This is a genomic window from Microbacterium memoriense, assembly GCF_025398275.1.
In the GTDB taxonomy this organism is placed as follows: Bacteria; Actinomycetota; Actinomycetes; order Actinomycetales; family Microbacteriaceae; genus Microbacterium; species Microbacterium memoriense.
Genome location: NZ_JAODOR010000011.1, coordinates 1 through 24865 on the forward strand (window position 1 = coordinate 1; position 24865 = coordinate 24865).

Sequence of the window (24865 nt, forward strand, 5' to 3'; positions counted from 1 at the left end):
AGATCAGGGGTCAAGCCCCCATCCACGACCGGGTACGCGCGATCAACCGCCTCCGCGCGACGCTGTTGGAGTACTTCCCTGCTCTGGAGCGGACGTTCGACTACTCCAAGAACAAGGCCGCGCTCACTCTCCTCTCCCGCTATACGACTCCCGACAGCCTTCGCAGAGTCGGCGTCACCCGACTCGCGACATGGTTGAAGGGGCGCGGCTGTCGCAACAGCGCGAAGGTCGCCCAGGCCGCCGTCGATGCTGCGCACGCGCAACACACTGCTCTCGCGACAGAAGCGGTCGGCTCCGCCCTCGTGACGAGGCTCGCCGCCCGGATCACCGCGATCGACGAGGACCTCGCGGAAATCGACGCGAAGATCGCCGAGCACTACGGCCAACACGAAGATGCCGAAATCCTGCTCAGCCTGCCCGGATTCGGCCCCGTCCTTGCCGCGACATTCCTCGCGCAGATCGGCGGCACCCTGGACAACTTCGACACCGTCGACAGGCTCGCCTGCGTCGCCGGGCTCGCACCCGTTCCACGCGACTCCGGACGCATCAACGGCAACCTCCACCGGCCCCGCCGGTTCAACCGTCGGCTGCTGCGCACCTGCTACCTCGCTGCGCTCTCGAGCCTGAAGAACAGTCCCGCATCGAGGACGTTTTACGACCGCAAACGCGCCGAGGGGAAGTCACACAAACAAGCGCTCATCGCTCTCGCGCGACGCCGGATCAACGTGACCTGGGCCATGCTCCGCGACCACACCCCCTACGCCGAACCAGCAGTCGACAGCACCCCGATTGCCGCTTGACAACTTCATTGAGATTCCCAGTGTCCTGGGATGTCGCGGGAATCGACCGCCGACGGACGGTTGCTGATGGCGTTCATCGGGTCGACGAATCGTGGGCGTCGCGCGTCGGCCTGCCGGTGTGGTTTCCGTGCAATGCGTCCGCGCCGCAGTTGCTGTCCGAGTGATCGCTTGAGCTCACCACGGGCGTGGACGTAGATCGCCTGGTAGATCGTCTCGGTGCTCACTCGCATCTCCGGAGCGGCCGGGAAGTCCTTGACCAGTCGGTGACTGATCTGCTGCGGCGACCACTTCATCTTCAGTTTCGTCTGCACGTAGCAGCGAAGCGCATCGTGGGCGAGGATCTTCGGCTGACGTGGTCTGGCTCGCCGCTTGACCGAGAGTCGGTGCGCGGTGTGGGGCATGTATCCGCGGGTGGAGACCGTGTTGCGACGAAGCTCCCGGCTGATCGTCGACGGCGACCGGCCCATCTCCGCCGCAATCCGTCGGATGGACAGTCCCGTGCGGCGCAGGTCTTGAAGCTGTTCTCGCTCGAGAAGGCTGACGTATCGACCGTGGATGACTTTCTCCACGATGTTCAGATCGACGCTTCCGCCGATCGCGCGGGTTCTTCGTTCGGGCACGTCCCCATTGTTCTGCTCGGGGTAACGCACGATGCGACCGTCGGGGTAGATCCTTCCGCGGCTGATGATGGTGATGCCCTTGTCCCAGTCGGTTGCCGATCTGGCGTCTGCGCCGACTCGTGTTCTGGCTTCCGCCCGTGTGAGTCCCGCCGCCCTCAGACGTAGGAACTCCTCGCGTCGGGGGTTAACCCGGCGTGCTTCGCTCGTGGAGATCCCCGCCTTCCGCGCCCACGCGTACGCGGTGGGACGATGAATGCCCAACTCGTGCGCGACGGTCGAGATGATCTGCCGCTCGCGAACGAGCCGCAGGAACTCGTCCTTCAACTCCGACGGGTAGACGCGCGGGGTCGCCCGCTGCATCGTCAGCCCCGTCTTGCGCAGCCAGTTGTATCCGGCTTTCTCATGGACCCCAGCTGCTCGCGCCGCCGCGCGGACGGTCCCGCCTCGATCAAGAAGTCGGAAGAACTCTTCCTTCTGCTCGTCGGTGTATCTCTTCCCCGCCATCGCACCACCTCTCCTCTAGGTGTTGCGACGACTGCTGGAATCCAAGCCGCGGAAGGCAAGCTCTACTGCTGCGCGATCAAAGACGTGTTCTCCGGTCGAATCGTGGTCTACTCGATCGACTCGAGAATGAAGTCCCGTCTGGCTGTTCAGGCGCTCGAGAATGCCGCCCGAATGCGCGGTGACGTCGCCGGCTGCATCGTCCACTCGGACAGTGAGACTGTTCGTGCTGGTGTTCTCGGGGGTCCTGACCCTCACAGCGATGGACGCGCAAGGATGCTGGTGCCGGGTGTTCTCAGGGGTTCCTGACTCTCACTCCGATCGACATTCGCTGTCTTTCCTCGGATCTGTCGGTCCCCTGAGAACACCCGGTGAGGCGTCACGCCTCACCGCCGGAGTGACCTAAGGAGAGCCTGCGCCAACAGGTGCTCATCACTGTCTTGTCCGCCGGTCTGGTGGTGCGCGGTGCCGTTCCCCGCCCATGCGAACAGATCGGAGCGCGACATGACCATCATCCCCGACGCCGGCAGGCGACCTCAATCACGAACATCGGTGTTCGCCGGTGTCGACACGCACAAGGAGATCCACGTCGCCGCGGTCATCGACCCGGCAGGAACAGTCCTCGGAACACACAGCTTCTCCACCACTCGCGCGGGCTACCGGGCGTTGCTGACATGGGTGCGCAGCCAGGGGGACCTGGTGCGGATCGGGGTGGAGGGCACCGGTTCCTACGGTGCTGGTCTGACCCGACACCTCGCCAAGCACGATGTCTTCGTCCTCGAGGTCGACCGGCCCGATCGATCGGAGCGGCGCAGGAAGGGCAAAGACGACGACCTCGACGCAATCAACGCGGCCCGCGCCGCGCTCCACGAACGGCGCACGACGATCCCAAAATCCAAGGACGGTGCTGTCGAGGCCCTCAGAATTCTGCGGGTCGCACGCGCCCAAGCCGTCCGCGAACGACGGAACACGTTGCAGCTGTTACGGATGTCGATCGTCGCGGCACCGGACGAAGTCCGCGACCAGGTTCGCAACCTGACCCGCATGCAGCTGATCCGCCATCTCGCCGCCTGGCGACCCGACGTCTCCAACGCGACCGACCCGGTGGTCGCCTACCGGGTCGCGCTGAAGTCGTTCGGTCGCCGCTACCTCGAACTCACCGACGAGATCGCCGACCTCGATGACCTGATCAACCCGATCGTGCAAGCACTCGCACCACAGCTGTTGGAACGCGTCGGGATCGGCATCGAAGTCGCCGGACAACTGCTGGTCACCGCCGGAGACAACCCGGACCGGCTGCGCTCAGAAGCCGCATTCGCGATGCTCTGCGGCGTCTCACCCCTGCCCGCCTCATCCGGGGTGACCCAGCGGCACCGACTCAACCGCGGAGGCGACCGGCAAGCCAACCGCGCCCTCCATCTCGCCGTGATCAGCCGGCTCAGGATCGACCCGAGAACGAAGGCCTATGTCGCGAAGAAGACCGCCGAGGGCCACTCCAAGATGGAGATCATCCGCTGCTTGAAGCGCTACCTCGCCCGCGAGGTCTACTTCCTCCTCAACCCCGGCATCGAGCACATCGCGCCGAACACCAAACCACGCAAGACTGCCGCTTGACTCTTAGGAGAGCATCAGAGGATCTCAATTTCGGAGCCGGAAGTTCCTCCGCGCTCTCAGCCGCCATCGGATGGTTGGGAGCATGGGAAGAGTGGGCTCGAGCGGAGACAACGCCGACATGGAGAGCCTCTTCGCGTTGCTGCAGAAGAACGTCCTCAGCCGCCGCTCTTGGACCACCCGCGAGCAACGGCGCATCGCGATGGTGACCTGGATCGAGCGGACCCACCACCGGCGACGCCGTCAGCACCGGCTGGGCCGTTTGACGCCCATCGAGTTCGAGACGATCATGAACACGACCGCCGCACTGGCAGCGTGACTACAACCTGTCACCTATCCGTGCAGCAGTCCCGCAACCGTGGCATTGACGCCGCAGACCTCGCGGTCTCAGCGACCGCCGTGCGGCGGGACGCTTCACTGCGCACACGAAACATCACGCATTTTCCGATGTTCGTAGCGCTGTCTTCGCCATGCTGATCCCGTTGATCCCCCTGATCTCGCTGGTGGTCAGCGCGGGGCCTGCTGGTGAGCAGTGCAGGGCCTGCTGGTGCGGGGCCCGGGGTCGTGTCGAGGGCGGTTACAGTCGAACACAGAGCGTGAAGAACGGGGCGAGGTGCGCACACGAACGATGATCGGCATCCCTGCGATGTCGCTGGGGCTCTGTGTCGTGCTGGCAGGCTGCTCTGGCGTGGTGGGTATGGCGGAAACGTCGGCCGCAGCGGCATCGACGGAGTCTGCCTCTGCATCGGCATGTGGCGAGGATGCGATCGAGGTCGGCCCCACGGCAGAAGAGCTGCAGCGCGCGCTCGACGACGCAGAAGCCGGCGATGTGCTCGCTCTGTCTCGCGCGACCTACCTCGGCAACTTCACGATCACCACCTCCGGAACCGACACGGCGCCGGTCACCGTGTGCGGATTGGGCGGCGCCGTCATCGACGGCGGCGACCTGGACCGCGGATATGTGCTGCATGTGGACGGCGCGTCGAACTGGGTTCTCACCGACTTCGCTGTGCGGGGCGGCGCCAAGGGCATCATGCTCGATCGGGCGCGCGGCAATGTTCTCCGAAACCTTGAGGTCACCGACACCGGTCACGAAGGCATCCACCTGCGCACGGAAAGCACCGACAACCTGATCGTGGACACCATCGTCCGCAACACGGGGCTCGTCGACGCGGAACTCGGTGAAGGGATCTACATCGGATCGGCAGAGTCGAACTGGTGCACGCACACGGCGTGCGATCCAGACTCGAGCGACCGCAACACGATTCGCCGAGTCACCATCGAGTCGACACGGGCTGAGGCGATCGATGTGAAGGAAGGAACCAAGGGCGGCACCATCGAATCAAGTCATCTCGGCATCGGGGCCGACACCGTCGCCGACTCGGTCGTCGATATCAAGGGCGACGACTGGACCGTGACAGCGAACGTCATCGCCGCCCCCGCCGCGGCAGGCATCCGCGTCTATTCGATCGCGGGGTGGGGCGCGCGCAACACCCTCAGGTCCAACGAGTTCGACCTCGCGGCCGATGCTCTCGCCGTCGAGATCGTCGGCGAAGCGCGGAATCTCGACAACCGGGTGAGCTGCACCAACGTCACCACGTCGGGGAGCACAGCCCTGACCAACGTGGCATGTCGCGAGTGAAAGGCGTCGCGTTCTGCCGCGAATGCGGGTAAATATCGCATAGGTGCGGCGCTGATATGCTCACGGCAACACATCCACGTCTATCTGGGACCGGCATGCCGCAGACTCCGATGCAATTCGCCCTCTGGCTACTGCCGTTCGGCGCCTTCGGAATCATCTCGTGGGGCTTCTGGCTCATCCGCAAGTTTCTCTCCGCTATCACCAAGCCCGTCGTCAGCGACTTCCGCACCACCACCACGGTCGTCGTCCCGTCCTTCCATGAAGACCCCGACGTGCTGATGCGATGCCTGGCGACGTGGGTCCGTCAGGGCCCGACGCGGATCCTCGTCGTCCTCGACGTCGCAGACACCGAGGCGCAGACTCGGATCACGTCTCTCGGGCTCCCGCACGTGGAAGCGGTGATGTTCGAACACCACGGCAAGCGCTCGGCACTCGGCTGCGGCATGCGGCTGGTCGACACAGAACTCGTGATCTTCGTCGACTCCGACACCGCGTGGGAGGAAGGCATGCACGCGGCGATCCAGATGCCGTTCATCGATCCTGCCGTCGGCGCGGTATCGACCCGACAGAACGTCTACCGTCCGAAATCGAGCATCTGGCGTCGCGTCGCGGACTGGATCATCGACCTGCGGTACACGGACTACGTCCCTGCGATGGGGCGCTACGGCGGGGTGATCTGCGCGTCCGGGCGCACCGCCGCGTACCGGACGAACGTGATCGTCCCCCAGGTCGAACGACTCGAGCACGAGATCTTCTTCGGCCGCGAATGCGTCGCGGGCGACGACGGACGGATGACCTGGCTCGTCCTCTCCCAGGGCTTCCGGGTTGCGCATCAGGACAGCGCGCGGGCGCTGTCGATGTTCCCCGGCACATTCCGGGCGTTCGTCAAACAGCGAGTGCGCTGGAGCCGCAACTCCTACCGGTGCTATCTCACCGCGATCGGGAAGGGGTGGATATTCAAGGCGCCGCTGATCTCGCAGATCGCGATGATGCAGATACTCCTCACCCCGTTCACGATGCTCGTCGCCGTGGCGTACGTGTTCCTCGCACTGAGATCCGACCACGCGCTCATCGCCTTCGCGCTCGCCGTTGTCTGGGTGATCGTCGGTCGTGGCATCCGAGGGTTCTCCCATCTCTGGCGTCGCCCGGAAGACATCATCATCCTCCCCCTCGTCACCGCGGTGATCATCATGGTGTCGTTGCCGATCAAGGTGTACGCGCTGTTCACCATGAACAAGCAGGGGTGGCTCACCCGCTCCGCCGCGACGCAAGGAGGCGAGGGACAGACCGAGGCGAGCCTTGGCACGGAAACCGAACGGGCGGATGCCTCGCCGGCGGAGACCGGATCGCCGGGGGCTGGGTCGCCGGATGCCGGATCGGCGGCGGCTGGACAGATCGATACGGAGTCTGCCGATGCCCCCGCCCCCGCCGTCGTGCAGCGGGTCTCATGATGAGTGAGCCCCGCGAACAACCGCACACCCATGCGTACGACGGTCACATCACGGACGAGGAGCGGGGCGACACGGCGACACGGCATCGGAAGATCGCGCGAAGCGTACTCGTCACCTCCGGCATCGCCCTGCTCGTTGCCATCGTCGTGACGGGGAATATGCTCACTGGTGCCAGCGCTGCCCCCTGGGCATCCGGCGCATCACCGTCAGCGTCGGCCGGATTCTCAACGTCGGCAACGGACGGCAGCGCGGGCGGGATGACGGCAGACGAAGCGAACGAGGCGCTCGTCGAGACGGCGAGACCGGCACTTGCCGTTGCGGCAATCGACGAGTGGGCGAGCGCGCTCTCGCGGCTGTCGTGGGACGATCCCACGGCGGTGACCAGCTGGAACACCGTCATCCTGCACGAACGTGCGGAGGCATACGGCGTCGGCGATCTCGTCGCGCTGGGCGCGCTGCGCCAGGACGACGCCTCGACATACAGCCTTGTCCGTTCCCTCGTTGTCCGGTCCGGGGCACGACTGCAGCTGGACCTTGCCGGCGTGACCCTCAGACTCCTCAGTGACGACACCGGGGGGTTCACGAGGGTCGTCGGGTGGGGCGGCGACGTCGTTCTCAACGGCGCCGCTGAGGCACCTCTCGTGATCACGTCATGGAGCGACTCGCTCGCCTCGGCGGACACCACGACGGCGGACGGTCGGGGGTTCGTCTGGGTCCGAAACGGGCGTCTCGAGGCGTCGTTCACCGTGTTCGACGAGCTCGGGTTCTGGAGCGGTCGCACGGGAGGCGTCGCGGTGACGGCGACAGACCTCGGCCTCGCCAGCGTCTCCCTGTCGAACACGACCCATCGAAACCTCACCTTCGGGATGTTCTTGTCGGATGTCGCGGGGGGCTCGATCAGTGATGCGACCGTCGTCGGTGCCGAGCTGAGCGGCATCCGAATCACCAACGGATCGAGTCAGATCGTCGTCTCCGGCACAACGATCAGCAACTCCGGACAGGACGGCATCCTCGTCGACCGCGCGTCCTCCGACGTGACGATCGAGACGTCGACGGTGTCGGGTGCGACACGCGACGGCATTCGGATCGATGGCACCGCTCTGGCCCGCACAGCCAATGCCGCCGGCGACTCGCCCGTGCCCGGCTCGGCGTTCACCGTGCGCGAGCTGAGCGTGAGCGACAGCGGCTCTGCCGGAGTCTCGTTCATCTCGGGCAATAAGATCCTGCTCGAACACGCCGACATCAGCGGGGCGCACGCTGCGCTGTTGCTCGAAGGTCCGATCCGCACCGTGACGGTCGCGGAGTCGACGTTCCAGACGACCGGCGCGGTCGCGGTCGCCGTCACAGGCGACGTGACCGACGCCCAGCTGATCAGCTCGACGATCGCGGCGCAGACCACCGCTGTTAAGGTCACCGATGCGATCCTCGCTGTCAGCGCGAATTCGCTCACCGTCGAAGAAGGAGCCGCGATCACCGTGAGTGGGTCTTCGTCCGTGGAGACGGCGTCGAACGTGCTGCGCGGCAGTGGCCCGAGCGGAATCGAGGTCGCGTCGACGGCGCATGTCTTCGGCACAGCGGACGACACCTCGCAGTGGACGTTCGTCCCCGTGCCGATCCAGTGGCTCAATCGTCATCCGATCGCCTGGCTGTGGGCAGTCGTCCTTGTGATTCCCGTGGTTGGGTTGCCCCTCATCATCGCCAGGCAGCGACGCCACCGCGAACTGCGGAAGCTGCTCGAGGCGGCGATCGTGCGACACGGTCACGCAGAGCTCGCCCGGTACGGTCACGACGGCGAAGTCTCCCCGACAGAGGCCGCGTCACCTCGCGAATTCGAGGGCGCAGATACACGACACACCCGCGACGGCACGGCGCCGGGTACACACGCCGCCTCGCCTCGCGCGCCGGCGCCTCGCGAGGGGGTCTACCGGCCGAGCCGCCTCAGCGTCCCACCGCAGGCAGGGGGTTCTGCGGCCTTCGTGCGGGCATCTTCACCCCCCGTGCCGTCATCGTCCACCCCGCTGCGTTCGTCTTCGACGTCCTCGCCCGCACAGGCGGGGGTCAGGCCGCGTTCACCGCAGAGCCACCCGCGCAGTCTCCAGGACCTTCGGGTGATGCTCTCCAACCGTGAGTTCGCGTCGATGCAGCAGTTCGCCGTCGCCGCCGTCGTCGAGGCCGGATACCCGATCTCCGTGATCGCTCGACTGTTCCGCGTGCCCGCCTGGCGGATCGAGCAATGGGTAGAGCAGACCGTGTCGTCCACGCCGCGGAATGCCCACGGGTGATCTTGCTCGTGTGCCGACACGCCCCGCTGTGCCGCTATTCTGCTATCGAAGCAGACAAGGCACGGCCCTTTCGCTTCGACCCGCATCGACCGCTGACGGCGTCGGTCACCGCCTTGTTGCCAGGAGTGAAATGAAACTGTCAGCTGTTTCTCACGGAGCCCGCGCGGCATCTGCGGCATCCAAGCACGGAGTTCGAAGCGGCGGGTTCGCGCTGTGAAGATCGCTATCGCCGGAACTGGCTATGTCGGGCTGTCCAACGCCGTCATCTTCGCGCAGCACCACGAGGTGGTTGCTGTCGATCTCGACGCGCACAAGGTCGAACTGATCAATCAGCGGATCTCGCCCATCGCCGACGCCGAGCTGGAGGAGTATCTCGCGACGCGTGAGCTGAACCTCACCGCAACCCTCGACGCTGCTTCGGCCTATGTGGGCGCCGAGTTCGTCGTGATCGCGACGCCGACGAACTATGACGAAGTCACGAACTTCTTCGACACCTCGTCGGTCGAGTCGGTCATCGGGCTCGTCGAGCGGGTCAATCCTGACGCGACGATCGTGGTCAAGTCGACCGTTCCGGTCGGATTCACGGCGCGCATGAATGCTGAGCACCCCGCGATGACGATCATTTTCTCGCCCGAGTTCCTGCGCGAGGGGCGGGCGCTCTATGACAATCTGCACCCGTCGCGGATCGTCGTCGGCGACTGCAGCGAGAAGGGGCAGCGTTTCGCCGACCTGCTGCTCGAAGGCGCGATCGACACCGACGTGCCGGTGCTGCTGACTGATTCGACCGAAGCCGAAGCGATCAAGCTGTTCGCCAACACCTACCTGGCCCTCCGCGTCGCCTACTTCAACGAGCTCGACACGTACGCGGCCGTGCACGGGCTCGACACGAAGCAGATCATTGAGGGCGTCGGCCTCGACCCGCGCATCGGGTCGCACTACAACAACCCGTCGTTCGGCTATGGGGGCTACTGCCTGCCGAAGGACACCAAGCAGCTGCTCGCCAACTACTCGAAGGTGCCGCAGAACCTGATTGCGGCGATCGTCGACGCGAACAGCACCCGCAAAGACTTCGTTGCCTCTGACATCCTTGCCAAGAACCCCACCACGGTGGGTGTGTACCGCCTCATCATGAAGTCGGGTTCAGACAACTTCCGGGCATCCTCGATTCAGGGCATCATGAAGCGCATCAAGGCGAAGGGTGTCGACGTCATCGTCTACGAGCCCGAACTTGAGGGCGACGACTTCTACAACTCAGAGATCGTGCGCGACCTCGACGAGTTCAAGCAGCGGTGCGACGTGATCATCGCCAATCGCAAGACCGACGTGCTCGACGACGTCGCCGACAAGGTCTACACCCGCGACATCTACGGGCGCGACTGACGCACCGGCACCCATGACGGTGTGCGGCGAGCTACCAGACGGCGGGGTTCGTCACGGCGTGGTTCACGCCGTGCGTGGGCGATTGACAGCGGCATCCGGAACCTCATCATGCGCCGTCGCGGAATCCGGACAACTCCGGACACCCCGCATGGGTCGCCAGCGTTGCATCGCAGATGAGAATCCCCTAATCTCCCAGCTAAGGTCGCTTGCGCTCTGGGGAGTGGGGATCGGCCGATCGGGTGATGAGGCTCGATGCTCGCCGAGTTCGACGACTACTAGGGGACCGAGTGCTGTCACGCACCCCGCGCGCGTTGCGCGCGCCGCGCCACCGTTACACCGCCGCGACGGGCGCCCGCCCGCTGTTCACCTGGGTCGCCGTGGTCGTCACAGCGATGCTTGCGCTGCAGCCCCTGCCTGCCGTGGCGGCCGAACCCACCGCGCCGCCGACGGCCGCGCCCGGCGAGCTCGTCGTGCAGCTGGTCACGCCGACCGGCTATGTGCCCGCCACTGGTCTCGGCGCGCCCGACTTCACGAGCGTCGTCGCATACGCCTGGTCTGAGAGCGGCATCGACGTGCAGGCTGAGGCAGACGCGAACGGCGTACTGCGCTTCACCGGCCTCACCCCCGGCGACTACCACGTGAACGTCGGCAGCGTCTTCGGAAGCGATCTCGCCGGGGGCTCGTGGCGTGCCGGCCTGCTGCAAGAGACCGGTTTCGGTGCGGGCGGCGTCGGCGATGTGCCGCAAACCGGCGGTTCAGACGACCCGTCACTGATCGCGGTCGATGCGGCCGGCACCGTCGTCAGTGCACAGCTGCGCGTGCTGCCCGTGGCGCGCGGCATCGTGCTCGACGCTGACGCGCTGCCTCTCGCTGGAGCGACCGTCAATGGTGCCGCACTCACGGCATCAGACGGCACGTTCGTCGCTCGCATCGACCCCTCCTACCCGTTTGTGTGGGTCGACCCCAGCGCCGACAGCGGGGCGAGGGGCGGCGTGTGGAAGGGCGACGATGTGCCGGCGGTGCAGTTCACCGGCGACGCAACCGCGCTCACCATCACGACCGACGGCGTCGTGACCCCCGCACACGTGACCGTGCGCCTCGCGCGCGGCGCTGCGATCTCGGGCACGATCACCACCCCCGACGGGCAGCCGGCCGCCGGTGTCTCGGTGTGGACAAACGGCGACGATTACGGCGACGGCGAGACCGACGCGGAGGGCCGATACACGATCGGAGGCCTCGCCTCCGGGACGTACACGTTGAGTGTCGCGAATCTCGCGCCCTACGGGATCGGCGGCTACATCGGGCCAGGCGCGGAGACGGCCGAGCGGGACAGTGCGCGACAGGTCGTCGCCACGGAGGGCAGCGTCGTCACCGGCATCGACGCGCGACTGCGCCTCGGCGGGGCGATCGGCGGGTCGGCGGACGGACTCGCCTCCGGCTCGTCGCTCTCTGCCTCCGCGTACAACTCCGCCGAGGGCCGCTATCTGAGCACGTGGACGACCGTCGACGGCGGCGACTACGTGTTCGACAGCGTCGCGCAGGGCGACTGGGATCTCTCCTTCTACACGAGCGACAAGAGCCGCGCGGTCCTGCCCGCGTCGACGACCGTCACCGCCGGCGCCACGACGCGCCTGGACCTGACCACGGTCGCGGCGGGCACGATCAGCGGCACCATCACGGGCGCGCTCGCCGGTCAGTGGGTCGACGTGCTGCTGAGCGGAGACGAGGGCGTGATCCAGCAGACCTCGGTCTCCGCCGCTTCCGACGGCTCGGCCGCCTACACCCTCACCGGACTGGCGCCCGGCACGTACACGGTGTCGGCGCGCACCTCGTCACCGGCCCTGACGACGAACGCGGAGGTCGTCACGGTCACGGAAGGTGCCACGACGACCGTGCCGGTGCTTGCGTTCGACCGGTCGCAGCTCGCGACGGTGCGATTCTCCGTCACCGATGAGTCGGAAACGCCCCTGGCGGGCATCCAGCTCTCGGTCTCCTCGTCGACCACCTACACAGACGCCTCAGCCACGACCGGCTCCGACGGCATCGCCGAGATCGTGATCGGCGCGGGGGAGTACAACTACTACGTGTCGTCATCGCAATACAGCGCGGTCGGCGGCACCATCACCCTCGCCGCGGGAGCGACCCTCGACGTCCCCGTCGTGGCCACCCCCGTCTCGACCGTGCAGCTGACCGTGCACTCGGCGGGCGTGCCGGTCGCCGACCGCTATGTCGAGGTCGTCGACGACGACGGCATCGGACACGGCGGCACGACGGATGCTACGGGCACCTTCTCCTTCTCGCTGAGTCCGGGCACCTACACGACTCGCATCAACACCCGCATCGGCGAGGACTCCTCCTACAGCACCGCGATCGCGCCCCGCGCGCCGCCGTTCGTCGTTGTGGAAGGCACTCAGCAGGTCACCGTCGATGTCGGCCCGATCGGCGAGCTCGACCTCGCCGTCCGCGACGCGGCGGGCGACATCGTCTCAGCCTCGGTGTCGCTGACCGACCAGGCGACGGGCGACCAGGCCGGATTCTGGATCGACGGGGCCTCGACCCTCTCCGGCATCCGCCCCGGCGACTATCTCATCAGCGCGCAGATCGACGGCGACACCTACTATTACCCCGGCGTCTTCGACGCCGCCGCGGCGACGCCCGTGACGATCAGCGCCGATGAGCCGCGCACCTCCATCACGATGCAGCCGGAGCCCACCGAGCTCGTGGCCTTCCGCGGCACGCTCACCGATGAGCACGGGTCGCCGGTGGTGGGAGAGACCATCCGGATCGAGGTCCGCGACGAGGACGGGTGGCCCTCCCGCAGTATCGATGCCGTCAGCGAGACCGACGGCACCTACAGCGCGACGCTGCCGCGGTGGTCGCGCTACTCGGTCAGAGCGGCGGCGAGCACCGACTCGGTGTACGTGGGCCAGTACCTCAACGGCGCGATCGGCGGCGACGAGATCGTGCACGACTTCGTGCTCGCGGTCGGTGCCGTCCTGACCGGCACGGTCGTCGGCGGTACCGTCGCCGACCCCAGCGGAGCGACAGGTGCGCAGCCGCTCGACGGCGCTCTCGTGAGCAGTTGGTCTGGATACGCGGAGCGTCAGGCCGTGACCGACGCCGAAGGCCACTACACGATTCGGGGACTCACCCCCGACGCAGACCCGTGGCTCTCGTTCAGCTCGCGCGAGAGCTTCCACGTCTCGGGTTACGCTGTCGGTGTCGACGGCCAGACGACCGTGCTCGAGCTCGGGGGCATCCCTCGAGTCACCTTCGGGTTCCCCGATGGAGTCGATGGTGGCGACATCAGCGTGGGATTCTCATCGCCGGATTGGTCCACCTCTTACAGCGGGTGGATTGACGCCGGTCATACCTGGGAGCAGTGGTCGCCGATCTCGGCGGGCACGGTGTCTGTCACCACCGGCGACGCGGAGTGGACCGCCGTACCCGGGCAGAGCTTCGAGGTCACGCCCGGTGAATACGCCGACGCCGTCGTCACCCTCGAGCGGACGGCGACCATCAGTGGCACCGTCTCAGCCGGCGGAGTCGCGCTCGCACAGGCGGGTGTGTCCGCCGACCTCGATGGTGACGGCGCCAGCGACCGCACGGTCTACACCGACAGCGAGGGCACGTACCAACTGCGCGTGCCCGCGGGTGCCGCACACCTCTCGGCGCGCTTCGACGGCACCGACCTCGGCAGCGCTGACGTGACGTCGGTCAGCGGCGAAACCTCGATCGCCGACATCGACAGCGACGCGCTCGGCTGGCTGCTGCGCGTCGACTTCGTCGACGAAGCCGGGCAGCTGGCAGACGCGAGCAACACTCGCGTTGAACTGGTCGATCCGGCCACCGGCCACAGCCTCGGCAACGCGTGGCTGTACGGCTCAACCCTGCAGATCAGCGGTGCGAGCTACGGTTGGCTCGACCTCACCCCCGTGCAGCTCTACCTCACGGGCGACCAGACGTACCGCGGGGGATACCTCACCGCGGGCGGCGACCTCAGCGATGACCGCAACGACGCGGCCATCATCAGCGTCGGCAGCGGCACCTACGAACGCCGCTCCGCGACACTGACCGAAGCGGCCGCACTCACTGTCACCGTCGTCGACCGGTCGGGCGCACCGCTCGCCGCCAAGCTCGTCACCGTGGGCCGTTCCGCTGTCTACACAGACGAGCTCGGCCAGGCGACGTTCGTCGGCTTAACGCCCGGCACCGCGACTGTCACCGTCAGCGCCGACGGCCAGACTGCGGCATCTACTCCGGTCGCTGTGCCGCTGACGGCGGGGCAGACGGCCCAGGCGACGGTTGCCGTCGACACCTTTGGCGTGTTCACCCTGACGGCCGTCGACGTCGATGGCGCGCCGATCGCCTACGCCGCTGTCGACCTCACGAACGGTGATCAGACCACGAGTGTGATCACCGACGAAAACGGTGTCGTGACCCTGACAGGCCTGCCCGGCGTCAACTACACGCTCGGCGCGCACGCGTACGGCTACTTCTACACCTACTTCGGAGGCGTCGTCGACGTCGCACAGGCGACCCCGGTCACGTTCGCGCTCAACACCGAGGCATCCGGCAACATCGTCATGCCCCGGCCCGGAACGCTCTCGATGTCGCTCGAGCTCGCCGACGCTGCGCGCGAGGGCGAGTGGGCGACCGTCGACGTGATCAACGCGGTGACCGGCGACGTCGCAGACCAGCGCAACCTGGCGCTCGTCGACGAATCGGCCACCTGGTTCGAGAACATCGCCCCCGGCGGCTACCTCGTGCGCGTCACCTCGCCGTACTACCAGACCCGCTATCTCACCGCCGACGGGTGGACGGCCGACGCAGCCGAAGCGGATGCCCTCGTCTTCCGCGGCGACGGGGCCGATATCGCCCGCTCGATCACGCTGGCCCGGTCGTGGTCGACCAGCAGCATCACCGTTGTCGACGCCCCGACCGAGGCCGTGCCCTACGGCACCGGCACTGCGCTGACCGTCCAGGTCGACGTCGACGGCGCCGGCGCCGCCGACTGGCTCGAGCTGACAGCCACCATCGGCGACAACACGATCGACGTGCAGCAGCTGCCCGGCAACGGCGGCACCACCTCCCTTGCGCTGCCCGCGGATCTCGTGCCCGGTGACTACGAGATCACGTTGACGGTCGGCGAAAGCGGCGCGGTGCGCGGCAGCACCCTCACCGTGCCGGTGAAGATTGTGCGCGGCGACGCCACCTTCACCGTCTCGACCCCCGGCGACAGCTATGTCGGCGACCCGGTCGAGGTGCACCTGGCCGCGTGGGATGCCTGGGGTGACGCGATCGTCGACGGCACCGCGGTGCTCACCGTTGACGGCGCCGATTACACCGTGGCCTTCGACGGCGCGACCTCGGTGAACCACGTGCTGCCCGGCGTGCTCGCCGAGGGCACGCATACCCTGACCGCGCGTCTGCTCGAAACGGCGCTGACCAGCGAGGCATCTGCCGAGGCGACCATCACGGTCCGCAAGGCATCCGTCACTCTGAGCGCTCACGCCGAGACGAGCCCCGTGCGCTTCGGCGACACGGCGACCATCACCGTCGCCGTCGACGCCGGCGCGCGCGAGATCGCCGGCGAGATCATCATCCGCAACGGCGGCCACGAGCTCACCCGCGAAACGGCCACCGACCGCACGAACCTGACGATCGAGACGTCGGTGCTCGGGGCGGGCACCCACACGCTCGAGATCGAATACACCGGCAGCGACACGCTCGAGAGCTCTGCCACCACGGTCGAGCTCACCATCGCGGGCCAGCCGACAACCACCGTGGTCGCCGCTGTCGCCGACGTCGTCTACGGCACGAGCTTCGAGGTGACCGTCGACGTCACCGCGCAGATCGACGGCACACCCGAGGGTGAGGTGACCGTCACAGTGGGTGGCGTCACGGCATCGAGCACGCTCGAGAACGGTACGGCGGCCGTGCGGCTGCCGGGCACGGTCGCAGCCGGTACCCACGACATCGTCGCGGTCTACGCCGGATCGAGCGGACACAACGCTTCGACCTCGGCGCCCGTCGCGCTCACCGTGACCCCGGCGGCCGCGCGCCTGGTCGTCACCCCGCCCGGTGACGGCACGTACGGCACCGAGACCACGGTCAGCGTCGGGGTGAGCTCTGCCACCGGTGCGACCGCCGCAGGGCAGGTCGCGCTGCAACTCGACGGCACCACCGTCGACGAGAAGACGCTCTCGCGTGGCGAGGCATCGCTCACGCTGCCGGCCACCGCCGCGGTCGGCGTGCACACACTCACCGTCGTCTACTCAGGCTCGGCGAACATCAGTGCAGAGTCGTCTGCGCCGATCACCTGGCGTCAACGTACCGGCCCGCCCGTCGTCGCGCTCACGCTCGACGCGGCCAGTGTGCCGCTCGCCGAAGGCGACAGCGCCCACGTGACGGCGACCGTTGAGGCGACCGGTGACGGCACGACGGCGCTCAGCTACCGTCTCACGTGGGGTGACGGCACCGCCGAGGTCAGCGGCACCTACACCGGCACGCTCGCCCTCGAGCACGACTACACGACCGCCGGGCGGTACATCGTGCGCGTCGAGGTCACGGCCGAAGATGACACCGACACCTACGTCACGGCGCGCAACGCCGCCGTCACCGTCTACCCCGACGTGCCGCTGACCGCCGTCGCCGGCGACCCCCAGCAGGCGTCGGCGGGGGAGGACGTGTGGTTCGACGCGACCGGCTCACAGCCCGCGCTCGCGATCGACCGCGTCGAATGGGACTTCGGTGACGGTCAGACCGGCGAAGGATGGCACACGAGCCACACCTACGCCGAGGCCGGCGTCTACGACGCGACCCTCACCGTCGCGATCGGCACCGAGACCGCCACCGCCCAGACGCGCGTGACCGTCGTGCCGGCCGACACGAGCGGTGTCACCGTGACCGTGCGCAGCGGCGGTGCCCTGCTCTCGGGCGCCACTGCCACTTTCATCACCGCCGACGGCGCGCGCGTGCAAGCCGCCACCGACGGCACCGGCATCGCCCGCCTGCGCGGCGTGCCCAACGGCACCCAGCCGATCTACATCACGGCATCCGGCTACCTGCCCGTCGCAGGCGAGGTGCTCGTGGTCGACGGTTCCGGGTCGCTCGAGGCCACCCTCGAGTCGGGTGAGATCGCCGCCAGCACGCTCGAACACCGCACCCTCACCTACGACGAGATCGTCGAACGCGGCATCGACCCGGAAGACCCCGACAACCAGAACATCTTCCTCGCCGAGATCCACCTCGCGATCGTCAACGAGTCGACGCCCAGCTCGACGCCCAACGTCGAGCTGGTCTACGGCAGCGGCGGGGTGCGTGCGGTGCACTACGGCGGCGACGGCTGGACCTCGGGCTCGGGCGGCACCGGCTACTACAACGGCTACGCCTACACGCCCACCATCATCGAGGTGGGCGGCCATCAAGCCGTGCAGTGGATGATCATCCCCGTCAAGGGCAGCTGGCTCAAGGAGTTCTTCGAGGCCCGACTGGTCGTGCAGAACCTGGCATCCGCCCCCTTCACCTTCACCGACGGTGTCGCCGAGCTATCGCTGCCCAACGGGCTCACGCTCGCACCGACGGCGCAGCGGCAGTCGGCCGCCGTCGCGGTCGACGACATCGCCGGCGGCGAGAGCCGCAGCATCTTCTGGACCCTGCGCGGTGACATCGAAGGCGAATACCCGCTCTCGGCGCGCTACACGGCGACCCTTGCCCCCACCGGCGACGCGATCGACGTCGTCGCGCATGCCGAGAAGCCCCTGAAGGTATGGGGCGGCTCTGCGATTCGTTGGGCGGTCAAGGCCGACCCGAGCACTGAGGCGCTCGACCCGTTCCGCATCACGCTCACGATGACCAACCAGACGCCCGCCGACACCGGCGTGCCGGTGTACAACCCGACGTTCCAGATCTCCCAGGGAGCGGGCTACCTGCTCGCCCCCGAAGATGTCGTCGCCTACACCAAGCGTGTGCCGGTGCTGCTGCCCGGTGAGAGCGTCGAGATGGACTTCTCGTTCTATTCGCTGCTGACCGGCACGGTGAACGTCGACGACCCGCGCTGGGCGCAGAGCTTCATTCTGCCCACCGGCGGCAACGTCGAGGTCGAATCTGAACCGATCACGCTGCACGAGACACGCACTGAGGCGCTCAGCGTCGAGACCGCGTGGGTCACGCTGCCCGACTCGGACGGCGGGGGGACGGGCCTCGCGATCGCGTGGGAGACCGTGAACGGCGCCGAGTCGTACACCGTGTGGGGGCGCAATACCCTCGACGCATCGGAACCGTGGACGGAGGTCGTCGGCGGAACGCGTGACGGTGCCCCGGATGCCCGTGTGCTCGCCGCCGACAGCGACGAGATCTTCGAGTACTACACCGTCATCTCGCACTTCGCCGACGGCAGCACCAAGCCGGCGCACCTGATCGCGCCGATCGCCGAGAAGGTCGCCCCTGTCGCGGTTGACCCCGCCGACGTCATCGACGTGTCGGACGCGTCGTCGCTCACCCTCGGCGGTACCTGCTACGACGTGCTCATGATCGGCGTTGCCGGGTCGGATGAGCCCAACACCATCGGTGTGCCGCTCGCCCGCGTGCGCGAGGGGCTCGCCAGCTCGCTCACCGAGAACGGCGAAGCGCTGCGCTCGTTCCGCGCGGTGTACCTGCAGTACCCGGCGCTGGCCGTGCCCGTCGTCGGCGCGCTCGATGTCAGTGTTCCCGAGTACTTCGGCAGCATTCAGACCGGCATCGACAACCTGAAGACCTTCCTCACCCAGCGCGCACAGCAGACCGGGTGTGAGAACGAGAAGTGGGTGCTCGCCGGCTATTCGCAGGGCGCTCTCGTCATCTCGCAGGCGCTCAACGACTGGAATGACGGCACCGCCGCACAGGTTCTGCCGCACTCGCGCGTCGGCGGCATCTACCTCGTCTCGAACCCCGCCAACTACTCCGACAACGGCGGCACGCGGCTCGGGACGAGCGCGACGGCGACCGGCGTCACCCTCGGCGGCGACTATGACACGGTGCTCGATCTCACCGACCGCCACGTGATTCCCGCGTCGCTGCGCGACCTCACCGTGTCGCTTTGCGACCAGGATGACTTCGTGTGTGCGACGAGCGACACCGTCACACCGGTGCACATCGGACTCTTGCTCAACCCCTCGACGCGGCTCGCCGCGCTCGGCATCACGGCGGTCCAGGCGATCCACGGCATCAAGGTCCACACGACGTATCACGAGCGGTCTGACAGTGTGCTGCTCGGGATGGGCGCGACGGCGGCCGCGCGCCTGCTGACGGTGCCCGTGCCCGCCGCGTCGTCGGTCGACATCGTCGCCGCGACCGGCGACACCATCGGCATTTCGCCGATCTCGCTCAAGAAGCTCGGCGACAGCTCGACACAGCCGGGCGACGTCACCGCGCAGTGGACTCTGCCGGATGCCTGCACAAGCGCCGAGCTGCAGATCACGACGGGCACCCTCAGCGCCGACCCCGCACTGAACTTCGCCGGCTCGCTCACCGGAACCGCCGGCGAGGGCTATGCGAAGTGTGCCCTCTCGGTCAGCACCTCGGTCGGCGGCAAGAAGACGGAGTTCACCGGTTCGCTGCCGGTCACGGTGCGTGCCGGCTGGGCGGCCATCGCCTCGCAGGCCCAACCGCAGCAGACCGTCAGCCCCGACTATGTACTGGAAGAGCTGCGCACGCGCGTGCTCGACAAAGACGGCAACCCCGTCGTCGGCGCCGAGGTCTACTTCAGGGTGACGGGCCCGGCCGAATTCCCCAGCGGCGGACAGGTCGTGCGCGTCGTCACCGACGCGCAGGGCTACGCCGTATCGACGACGCCGGTGCCCACCGGGGCCGGCGGCGTCGTCACGGCGACCGCTGAAGTGCCGGGCCTTCCGATCGTCGACCTCGGCACCAAGACGCTGCAGCCGGGCCTTGCCGACGGGCTGAGCGCCGAGATCACGCCCGTGTACGACCGCCAGCGCGAGCAGACAGTCCTGGGCATCCACCTCGCCAACGACACCGACACGAGCGCGACCTTCACGATCGACAGCGACTTCGGCGGCGCCACGGTCACGGTCGGAGCCGGTCGCAGCGTCGACACGGCCGTACTCACCGGCACCGACGTCATCACTGCGGGGGCTGTGCTTGTCACGGCCGTCACCGGCGGCGAAGACAGCGGCGCCTGGATCGACTATGACGCGTACGATCCGCACACGGCATCGGTCACCGCCGAGATCGACAGCGCGACGATCGGCTACGGCGCTCGTCTTGACGTGCGCGCTCTCGTCAGCAGTGCTGCCGGGCCGGTCTCGACCGGCACCGCGACGCTCGAGATCGACGGTGCCGCCGCCGCAACCGCCACGCCCGTCGACGGCGAGGTCACCTTCACGGTGCCCGCGACGCTGGCACTTGCGACGCACGACATCCGTGTCGTCTGGGTCGACGCGGCCCGCACCGCCGAATCCGAGACGATCGAGCTGACCGTCACCCGTGCTGCGAGCACGACGACGTTGACGACGCCGACCGACCCCGTCATCGTCGGTGCGCCGGTCACGGTGAGCGTCGACATCGTGGGCACGGGCGTCGCCGTCGGCGACACCGTGACGCTGACCGGTGCCGGAGATGCCCCGGTCAGCGCCACGGTCGGCGCCGGCGACCTTGTCGCGGGCGGCGCACGCGTGAGCATCACGGTTCCGACCTCTGCCGTCGGCGCCTACGCGCTGACCGCTGAGTACAGCGGACCCTTCTCAGAGACCAGCACCGACACCGGAACCCTGCGCGTGCGCGCCGGCACGGTAACGGCCGCCACGATCGCTGCCGTCGCCTCGGGTGCGGCCGGCACGCTCGAGGTCACCGTCACTGCCGCGACCCCGACGACGGCAGCACCGACCGGTACCGTCACGGTGAGCGCGCCGGGGTGGAGCGAGGCGCTCACCGGCGACGTCATCGACGGCGTCGCGCACATCACGGTGCCGGCGCGTCACGTCGGCGACCTCGAGCTCACGATTGCCTACAGCGGTGACGACAGTCACGCCCCGAGCACAGCGACCGTCACGAGCGTCGTGAACGCCGCGGCGAGCACCACCACGCTCGACCTGAGCCCGGCCACCGGTGCGTATGGCGTCGACCTCACCGCCACGGTCGAGGTCACCTCGACCGTCACCGTCGAGGGCTCCGTCGCGCTGTATGCGGCGGACGGCGGCGGCGCGCCCACCGGCACGGCACTCGCGACCGGCACGGTCACCGCCGGTGCGGCGTCGCTCGCCGTCGCCCGCCCCGACGCGGGCGAGCGCCGACTGGTCGCGGTCTTCACGTCGGCCTCGGCCGAGCTCTCGTCGTCGACGAGCGCCCCCGCGCGCCTCACGCGCACGCCGCTCGCCCCCGCTCTCACCGTCGCTCTCGGCGCGTCGAACGTCGGGTTCGGCACAGAGGTCACCGGAACCGTCGCCATCACCGCCCTGGGCGCACAGCTCGATGGCACCGTCACCGCGACGCTCGGTGACACGACCGTCGTCGCGACGCCTGTCGCCGGCGGGTGGCAGTTCGCCTTGCCGACAACGGGCGCCGCCAGCGGAGCCAACACCGTCTCGGTCGCCTTCGTGCCGGCATCCGGCAATTACATGGGCGCGACGGGGCAGACCGATGTCACGGTCACCAAGACGACCCCGGTCGTCACCGCGACCCTGTCGGCCGCGCGCATCGCGGTCGGCGAGACCGCGACCCTGCGGGTCGTCGTGGTCGGCGGAACCGGCACCGTCGAGGTCGCCGGCGCCGGCCCCGTGACCAGCCTTGCGCTCGCGGGCGACGGAGCGGCATCACTCGAAATCGGTCCGCTCGGCGCCGGCACCTACCCGATCACCGTGACGCTGCCGGCGACGGCCACGACCGAGGCATCCAGCGCCACGACCACCCTCGAGGTCTCGCTGCTGCCGGGAGCTGTGACAGCCTCGGCCTCGCCCGTGCGGTTCGGGGCGAGCCCCGCGATCGTCGAGATCGGCTTCGCGGGAGTTCCGGCCGGGGCAGATGCCCCGACGGGGACGGTGACCGTGCGTGAGGGTGAGACGGTCTTGGGCGTCGCGGCGCTCGTGTCGGGTGGTGCCCAGGTGACCCTGCCGGCACTGACCGCCGGCACGCGCTCCGTCACCGTCGACTATGCAGGTGATGCGCGCTACGCCGCGTCGACGATCGACCTCGACGTCGTCGTGACACCGGCGCCCAGTGCCCTGCGCGTGGACTGGCCGGGCGCACAGACGTTCGGAGCCGTCGCGGGCGAGATCGTCGCGCATGCGACGGTCGACGGTTCAGCTGCCCCGGCGGCTGCCGTCGAGCTGCTGCTCGACGGGGCCGTCATCGACACGGCGACCCTCGCCGCGGGCTCGGCCCGCTTCGCGCTGCCGACAGAGCTCACGGTCGGTGCACACGCCCTAATCGTCCGCTACGCCGGCACCTCCGATGTCGACGGCAGCGAACGAGCCGGCAGTGTCGTCGTGAGCGCCGCAGCGACCACCGCGACCCTCACGGCGCCGACCTCGGTGGTGTTCGGGCAGAGCGTGACCGTCGTGGCAACCGTGATGGCAGCGCACGCGGTGGCGCCGGGCAGCGTCACCGTCAGGATCGGCGACCGAACCTTTGCCGGCACGCTCGTCGACGGTGCCGTGCGCATCGACATCGATTCGACGCTGCTCGCGGCGGGCGAGACCACGGTGCAGCTGACCTACCCGGGCAGCGACGGGTTCGCCCCGTCGACCGCGCAGGCGGGCTTCACGGTGACGCCCGCGGCCTCGCAGACGGCGGTGAACGTGCGCGCGTCGAGCGTGCCGACGGCGCTGCTCGAGCTGCAGGTCGCCGTCACCGCGGGCGGGCTGCCGGTCGGCGGCACGGTCACGGCGACTGCCGCCGGCGGCCCCGATCTGACCGGCACGCTCGTGCCCGGCAGCACCGGCGCGACGGCCGTGCTGCTCGTGCCCGAGACGATCGCCGACGGCGACTACCGGTACACGGTCGTCTACGCGGGCTCGGGTGGCATCGCACCGTCGGAATCGGTCGAGGTCGAGTTCACCATCTCGCGCACGGGTGCGTCCGAGGGCATCACCGTCGGCGGAACCGACGACGAAGCCACCGCCGGAGACACCCAGGCGCTCGTGATCTCGGGACTCGAGCCCGGTACCGTCATCCACGTGTACCTGCACTCCGACCCGATTTATCTCGGTAGTGCGACAGCGGATGCCGACGGCGTCGCGACCCTGCGGTTCACGATCCCGCGCACGCTCGAACCGGGCACGCACCGCATCGAGGCCCGTACACCGGTGGGTGTGGTCTCTCGCCTCATCGAGGTCGCGCCGCTGCCCGACGACGAGGAGACCGGCGGCACGGGTGGCACGGGTGGCACGGGTGGCGGTACGGGTGGTACCGGCGGCGGCAGCACGGGTGGCACCGACGGTGGCGGCTCGGGTGGCACCGGCGGCTCGGGTGGCACGGGCGGCGGCACGGGCGGCACGGGTGGCACGGGTGGCACGGGCGGTAGCGGTGGCGGCGGCACGGGTGGCACCGGCAGTGCGGGTGGCGCCGATGGGGCGGGGACGACGTCGGGCTCGACCGGGTCGGGGGCGACCTCTGGCGGCTCGGGCGTTCGAGGGTCGGCATCGACCGGCACAACGGCGGGTGGGTCGTCTACGACAGGCTCGGCGACCGATTCGTCCACCGGCACACCGACCGAATCGTCCACCGAGGAACCGACCGACGAATCCGCTGCCGGATCCGACGCGACGCCGGCCCCTGAGGCTCAGGCTGAGGATGCCGGGTCACCGGTGGGCATCTGGCTGACCGTCGGTGCGATGGTCGTCCTGCTCATCGCCACAGCCGTCGTGTTCTGGGCGCGCCGCCGCAGGAGCGTCGGTGTCTGAGCGGCGGCGCCGGGCGGGGCGCGCACTCATCGGCGCCGCCCTCGCGGTGCTCGCGCTCGCTCTGACCGCCTGCGGGGCCGCCGAGCCCGCCGTCGCCGAGCAGCGCGTGCTCGTCATCACCGACGAACGCGGCGGCGACGCGGGGTCGGCCTGGTATGACCTCGTGCGGCGCGAGCCGGGGCTGCAGGTGCAGATAGACGCAGTCGCCGGCAGCGGATACCTGACCGCCTCGCCCTCATCGGTGGCCGATCGCGCCGCCGCCGCCGGCGGCCAGTTCGACGCCGTCGTGCTCGCTCTTGGCGGCAACGACGTCACCACCACACTGCCGACAGAAGTGCGCGAAGCGCTCGTGCGCGATGCGATGAGTGCGTCCGCGCGCTACGCGCCACGCGTCATCGTCCTGCCGCCGTTCGGAGTCACCGCTGCTGATCTGGACGCGTGGGATGAGACGCTGCGCACGGCCGCAACGCAGACCGGCGCGACCTTCACCCCGATCGACCTCCCCGCAGGGAGTGGGGCCGCAGCACAGGCATCCGCGATCGCAGCCGCCGTGGTGCTGGCCGTGCGCGCCCCGTAACGATGTGGCCGCGGTTTCACCTACGACTTTCGTCGTAAACCAAAAGGCGCAAAACGCTAGGGTGAGAGGTGCCGCGAAGATTCGGACGAGACTCGAGAGG

Annotated in this window: 8 protein-coding genes and 4 pseudogenes; 10 read left to right on the forward strand and 2 right to left on the reverse strand. The window is 68.4% G+C overall.

The window, feature by feature from the left end; translation table 11 throughout:
• A partial coding sequence (locus N4R40_RS09460) for an IS110 family RNA-guided transposase (RefSeq protein WP_261607128.1) occupies positions 1-800 on the forward strand: 800 nt, incomplete at its 5' end.
• A gap of 14 nt (positions 801-814) precedes the next feature.
• On the opposite strand, the pseudogene N4R40_RS09465 reads toward N4R40_RS09460, so the two are convergent.
• Positions 815-1579: pseudogene (locus tag N4R40_RS09465) on the reverse strand (IS30 family transposase); the annotation flags it as partial.
• Between the two features lie 3 nt (positions 1580-1582).
• Positions 1583-1924, reverse strand: a pseudogene (locus tag N4R40_RS13205) (transposase); the annotation flags it as partial.
• A gap of 51 nt (positions 1925-1975) precedes the next feature.
• Here N4R40_RS13205 and N4R40_RS09470 point away from each other — a divergent pair.
• The 9 genes and pseudogenes from N4R40_RS09470 to N4R40_RS09510 form a co-directional block, all read left to right on the forward strand.
• Positions 1976-2134: pseudogene (locus N4R40_RS09470) on the forward strand (DDE-type integrase/transposase/recombinase); the annotation flags it as partial.
• A 291-nt stretch (positions 2135-2425) separates the two neighbouring features.
• A complete protein-coding gene (locus tag N4R40_RS09475; protein ID WP_261607130.1) occupies positions 2426-3535 on the forward strand; it encodes an IS110 family RNA-guided transposase in 1110 nt (369 codons plus the stop codon).
• Between the two features lie 10 nt (positions 3536-3545).
• Positions 3546-3851: pseudogene (locus N4R40_RS09480) on the forward strand (IS3 family transposase); the annotation flags it as partial.
• A gap of 378 nt (positions 3852-4229) precedes the next feature.
• On the forward strand, positions 4230-5174 hold the full coding sequence (locus N4R40_RS09485; RefSeq protein ID WP_261607131.1) for a right-handed parallel beta-helix repeat-containing protein: 945 nt from the start codon (positions 4230-4232) through the stop codon (positions 5172-5174).
• Positions 5175-5269: 95 nt separating this feature from the next.
• The gene (locus N4R40_RS09490; RefSeq protein ID WP_261607132.1) at positions 5270-6625 is read left to right on the forward strand and encodes a glycosyltransferase; all 1356 of its coding nucleotides are present in this window, start codon (positions 5270-5272) and stop codon (positions 6623-6625) included.
• Positions 6625-8907, forward strand: a complete 2283-nt coding sequence (locus N4R40_RS09495) for a right-handed parallel beta-helix repeat-containing protein (protein ID WP_261607133.1) — start codon at positions 6625-6627, stop codon at positions 8905-8907. The genes N4R40_RS09490 and N4R40_RS09495 overlap by 1 nt, the downstream gene beginning before the upstream one ends.
• Before the next feature lie 213 nt (positions 8908-9120).
• Entirely contained in the window at positions 9121-10287 is a 1167-nt protein-coding gene (locus N4R40_RS09500; protein WP_261607134.1) for a nucleotide sugar dehydrogenase, read from the forward strand.
• 287 nt (positions 10288-10574) lie between these two features.
• Positions 10575-24188 (forward strand): Ig-like domain repeat protein, encoded by a 13614-nt coding sequence (locus N4R40_RS09505; RefSeq protein ID WP_261607135.1) that lies wholly within the window; start codon positions 10575-10577, stop codon positions 24186-24188.
• Positions 24181-24765 carry an SGNH/GDSL hydrolase family protein gene (locus tag N4R40_RS09510; RefSeq protein WP_261607136.1) on the forward strand — a complete coding sequence of 195 codons (585 nt, stop codon included), beginning with the start codon at positions 24181-24183 and terminating at the stop codon, positions 24763-24765. The genes N4R40_RS09505 and N4R40_RS09510 overlap by 8 nt, the downstream gene beginning before the upstream one ends.
• Positions 24766-24865 lie beyond the last annotated feature (100 nt).

Bases quoted from the DNA above. Each gene is read 5' to 3' on its own strand.
- N4R40_RS09475 (WP_261607130.1), top strand. From the start codon at position 2,426: ATGACCATCATCCCCGACGCCGGCAGGCGACCTCAATCACGAACATCG.
- N4R40_RS09485 (WP_261607131.1), top strand. From the start codon at position 4,230: ATGGCGGAAACGTCGGCCGCAGCGGCATCGACGGAGTCTGCCTCTGCA.
- N4R40_RS09490 (WP_261607132.1), top strand. From the start codon at position 5,270: ATGCCGCAGACTCCGATGCAATTCGCCCTCTGGCTACTGCCGTTCGGC.
- N4R40_RS09495 (WP_261607133.1), top strand. From the start codon at position 6,625: ATGAGTGAGCCCCGCGAACAACCGCACACCCATGCGTACGACGGTCAC.